We start from the raw sequence: 4,023 nt of genomic DNA on the forward strand, positions 1-4,023 counted from the left end.
CCCGGGGCGCCGACATCTGCCGGCAGCCGTCGGCGCGACTGCGGGTCGCGACGTTCGTCATCGCGCCGCCGCGTCGCCCCGTCACCTCGCGCGCCAGCCACACTGAGACGCAGGTGATCGACATCTGGAAGCTGCAGGCCGCCGGCGCCCAGGAGGAGGCGCGGACGTACCTCGACTCGCAGGGCGTCGACGCCGCTGCCGTGGAGTTCGTGCTCGCCGAGGGACCGGACTGGGCCCGCGCGATCACCACCCTCGACTGGGAAGACGGCGACATCCTCGCCGTCGGCTCGTCGGCGACGCATCCGGTGGCCCGGGTGTTCCTCGGTTCGAGCGCCGCGAAGATCATCCGCTACGCGCCGGTGCCGGTGGTCGCCGTGCCGGGCGCCGGGACCCCGGGCTGAGGCGTGCCCCGCACCTCGGTGGATGCCGCGAGCGACGCGCCGCAGCCGATCGGACCGTACGCCGTGGCCGCGTCGGGGGTGGAGCCGTCGCGGCTCGTCTTCCTGTCGGGCCAGACGCCGATCGACCCCGCCACCGGCCGGCTGGTCGACGGCGACATCGCCGCGCAGACACGGCAGGTGTTCCGCAACCTGCGTGCGGTTCTCACCGCCGCGGGCGGCTCGTTCGCCGACGTCGTGAAGGTGAACGTCTACCTCACCGCGATGGCCGATTTCGCCGAGATGAACGAGGTCTACCGGGCGGAGTTCACCGCCCCGTACCCGGCCCGCACCACGGTCGCCGTTGCCGGGCTGCCGCTCGGCGCCCGTGTCGAGATCGAACTGGTCGCGGCGCTGCCGGTCTGACACGCTGGGGACGGCACGGGCCACGGGCCGCGAGATTCGCTACGGTCGAGCCGTGACCAAACGCCACCCCAAGAACCGCCCGACGCCCTCCCGCGCAGTAGTTGTAGGTATTTTTTGAAGTTGTCCATTTCGCAGGTGAAATGTCCACACGGTGTCCACATGGACATTTCGACGTGGCGACGACTCCCTGCGGATGTCGGTCGGATGACGACTTGTGTGGGGTTTGACTCGGGGCTACTCAGGCTCCATGCCAAGCCGCTCGGCGGCCCGTTTGATGCGTGTGAACAGACCGATCGACTCCCATGTACTCACGAGCAACGGGTTCTCCCGCCCGTGCGTTTCGTCTAGTGCGGGGTTGAGCAGCATTACGTTATCTTCAGCGGCACCTGCGCACGTGAGCAACGCCTGACCGAGCTCGTTCGCGCTTAGGAGGACGAGCGTCTCGAGCTCGCCGATCGAAAGCACGCCGATGGGGAACTCGGCCTGATCCAGCCGCTCACGAACAAGCCAGTTCTGATTGAGATAGAACGGCTCCAGAGTGACCACTGACGGCGCTTAGCGAATTTCCCCAGAGTTGCTCATCGAAGTTCCTCAGGTCGCGGGGTAACGCTAGCGCAGGTTTGTGCCGGTGGTGACGCGGCGGAGTTCGTCGGCTGCGGTGGCGTGGTGGCGGAGCCGGTAGGAGGCTCCGTCGAGAGTGACGACGACGGAGCGGTGGAGGAGCCGGTCGAGCATCGCGGCGGCGACGGTGGTGTCGCCGAGGATCTCGCCCCAGGCGCCGACGGGCCGGTTCGTGGTGATCACGATCGAGGTCTTCAGGTAGCGCTGGTTGATGACCTGGAACAGCGCTGACGCGGCCTCGCCGGGCAGGGGCAGGTAGCCGAGCTCGTCGATGATGAGCAGGGTAGGGCCGGCGAAGAACCGCATCATCGTCGCCCACTTCCCCTCGATCGCAGCCCTGTGGCAGCGGGCGGCGAGGTCCGCGGCGGAGGTGAAGTAGGTGCGGTAGCCGGCCTTCACGGCGGCGTTCCCGAGCCCGGTCGCGATGTGTGTCTTCCCGACGCCGGGCGGCCCGATGAGGAGCACGTTGGTCGCGGTGTTGATGTAGCGGCAGGTGCCGAGCTCGGCGAGCAGGGACCGGTCGATACCGGAGGCGTGGTCGAGGTCGAAGTCGTCGAGGGTCGCGCCGGTGGGCAGGTTAGCGAACCGGAACCTGCCCGCGAGCCGGCGGGCGTCGGTCGCGGTGACCTCGACGCGCAACAAGTGCTCGAGCGCGTGGGTGAGGGTCCAGCCCTCGGCGGTTGCCTGGTCGAGAACGGTGGGGAGGGCTTCGGCGGCGTCGGCGAGCTTCAACTCGAGGAGGTGCCCGCGCAGCTGCTGGTAGACCGCGGCGGCGGTCTTCGTCGTTGTGGCTGTGGTGGTCATCGGAGGGTGTTCCTGTTCTTCGCGGCCTGCTCGTAGGCGGCCAGGTCAATCACGGTCGACGGTGCCGCGCCGGTGCCGGTGAGGACGGCCGCGGCGCGCAGCGCGGCAGGTCCGGGTGGGATGCGTTCCTTCCGGCGGTGCGGGCGACCGGGAGGGGCGGAGGCGAGGGCGATCGCTTCGAGGTCGGTGACGTGCCCGGTGTCGCGGATCGTGACCCCGAGGCCCGGTTCGGCGACCCGATGCCTCGCGACGACGGCGCCGGATGCGGTGGCGATGTCGATGGTGTGCGCGCCGAGCCGTTGCCGAACCTCGACCTTCGCCGCGGCCAGCTCGGGCGGGACGGAGTAGCGGTTCCCGCGCCAGTCGATCAGTGCTTGCCGGGTCGCGGTGCGCTCCTCGGTCACGATCACCGGGAACACTGCCGGCGGGAGCGGTCGGAGCCGCTCCGCGGCGAACATCGCCGCTGCGGTCGTCTTGCCTGTCTCGGTGCGTCGCGAACGGGCGTCTTGGCCGGCCGCGAACTCGTGGATGCTGGCCTGTGCCTGCTCGAGGGTCAGCTCGTCGGGCAGGGTCCGCCACCAGCGTTGCGCGGCGGTGTGGTTGTTCTTCTCGACCACGCCCTTCCGGTTCCCGCTGCGCGGCCGGCAGACGACCGGCTGAACACCGTGGTGCTTCGCGAACGCGGCGAACATGGGCGCGAGATCTCCCGTGCGGTGATCGAGGACGGTCCGCATCCTGTCGAACCGCCAAACGCGGGTGAGCCCGCCCAACAGGGCGAGCAGCGTGGTCATCGCCGCCAGCAGATGTGGGACGTCCATCGACGGCGACAGCACTGCCCGCCAGACGCCGGAGTGCGCTAGCGAACCGACCAGCAGGTACGCGTTCTTGTGCGGGAAACCCCAGGGCGCGGGAGGGTCGGGAAGCTCGAGCCAGTCGAACTGTGTCTCCTCCCCGGGCGGGTGCTCGATGATCGCGTTGGGTCGCTTCGTGACATGCGAACACGCCGCGCATGCCGGGCGCAGCGACCGGGTGCGGATCTGGCGCGTCAACGTCGGATACGACCCGTCGTAGCCGAGTGGTCGCAGCTCGTCGAGCAGCGTCTGGACCCAGAGGTGCGGGTCCTCGGTCAGCCTCGCGGTGACGTAGTCGACGAACTCGTCGAACGGATCCGGCGCCTGGACGCGGACCCCGGGCTGTCGTTCGCCGGCCAAGTAGGCGCGGATCGTCTTGCGGTCGTGATTGGCATGGCGGGCGATCGCGGCGATCGTCCAACCCTGTTCATGCAGAGCGTGGATCTCCACGCTGCTCCTCTCTGAGAGCATGAGGAACGGGCCTCCCTCGAAGGCTGGTGAGTGGTCAGAGACCACCAGCATCGAGGGAGGCCCGCCTCATGCGACGGAGCGACCCAGGGTGAGGAATTTCGATAAGCAGAAGTGAGGAATTTCAGTGAGCGCCGTCATCGACGCCGTCCTCGCAGACACGAAGCCCGCTGTGCTCGAGGCCACGAAGGGCATCGAGGCGCTCCCCGAAATGCTCCAGGCAATCAAACTCCAGGAAGCCGCGGGCCACCAGTTCTACAACACGTCCCCGTTCGACTTCGGCAAGCTCGTCGCCGATCCGGCCGACCTTCGCTCCAACCTCAATGCCTACCTGGCAGGGTTCTCGCCGAACGTGCGGGACATCTTCGAGCGGTTCGAGTTCGACAAGACGCTGAACAAGCTGGCGGAGAAGAACAAGCTGTTTGCGGTGACGGAGAAGTTCGCGCAGGCCGACTTCCACCCGAACACGGTGTCCA

Annotated in this window: 6 protein-coding genes; 3 read left to right on the forward strand and 3 right to left on the reverse strand. The window is 68.4% G+C overall.

The genetic code is table 11. The features are described 5' to 3' along the window. Both ACE3O1_RS15000 and ACE3O1_RS15005 read left to right on the forward strand, forming a co-directional pair. On the forward strand, window positions 1–401 hold a 401-nt coding region (locus ACE3O1_RS15000), incomplete at its 5' end, for a universal stress protein (RefSeq protein ID WP_374316415.1). A 3-nt stretch (window positions 402–404) separates the two neighbouring features. Beyond that, window positions 405–803: a Rid family detoxifying hydrolase gene (locus tag ACE3O1_RS15005; protein WP_374316417.1), complete on the forward strand. Its 399-nt coding sequence runs from the start codon at window positions 405–407 to the stop codon at window positions 801–803. Window positions 804–1,037: 234 nt separating this feature from the next. On the opposite strand, the gene ACE3O1_RS15010 is transcribed toward ACE3O1_RS15005, so the two are convergent. The 3 genes from ACE3O1_RS15010 to istA form a co-directional block, all read right to left on the reverse strand. After that, complete coding sequence (locus tag ACE3O1_RS15010) at window positions 1,038–1,349, reverse strand: hypothetical protein (RefSeq protein ID WP_374316419.1); 312 nt, start codon at window positions 1,347–1,349, stop codon at window positions 1,038–1,040. 63 nt (window positions 1,350–1,412) lie between these two features. Beyond that, the gene (gene istB / locus ACE3O1_RS15015) at window positions 1,413–2,228 is read right to left on the reverse strand and encodes an IS21-like element helper ATPase IstB (protein WP_374316421.1); all 816 of its coding nucleotides are present in this window, start codon (window positions 2,226–2,228) and stop codon (window positions 1,413–1,415) included. Beyond that, on the reverse strand, window positions 2,225–3,550 hold the full coding sequence (gene istA / locus ACE3O1_RS15020; protein WP_374316423.1) for an IS21 family transposase: 1,326 nt from the start codon (window positions 3,548–3,550) through the stop codon (window positions 2,225–2,227). The genes istB and istA overlap by 4 nt, the downstream gene beginning before the upstream one ends. Before the next feature lie 124 nt (window positions 3,551–3,674). On the opposite strand from istA, the gene ACE3O1_RS15025 reads away from it, so the two are divergent. Then, the coding region (locus ACE3O1_RS15025; RefSeq protein ID WP_374316425.1) for a type I restriction-modification system subunit M N-terminal domain-containing protein at window positions 3,675–4,023 on the forward strand (349 nt) is incomplete at its 3' end.

The sequence above is a fragment of the Microbacterium sp. genome, assembly GCF_041909575.1.
GTDB lineage: Bacteria > Actinomycetota > Actinomycetes > Actinomycetales > Microbacteriaceae > Microbacterium.

Excerpts from the sequence above, each read along its gene's own strand:
- istB (WP_374316421.1), bottom strand. The coding sequence starts at position 2,228 with ATGACCACCACAGCCACAACGACGAAGACCGCCGCCGCGGTCTACCAG.
- istA (WP_374316423.1), bottom strand. The coding sequence starts at position 3,550 with ATGCTCTCAGAGAGGAGCAGCGTGGAGATCCACGCTCTGCATGAACAG.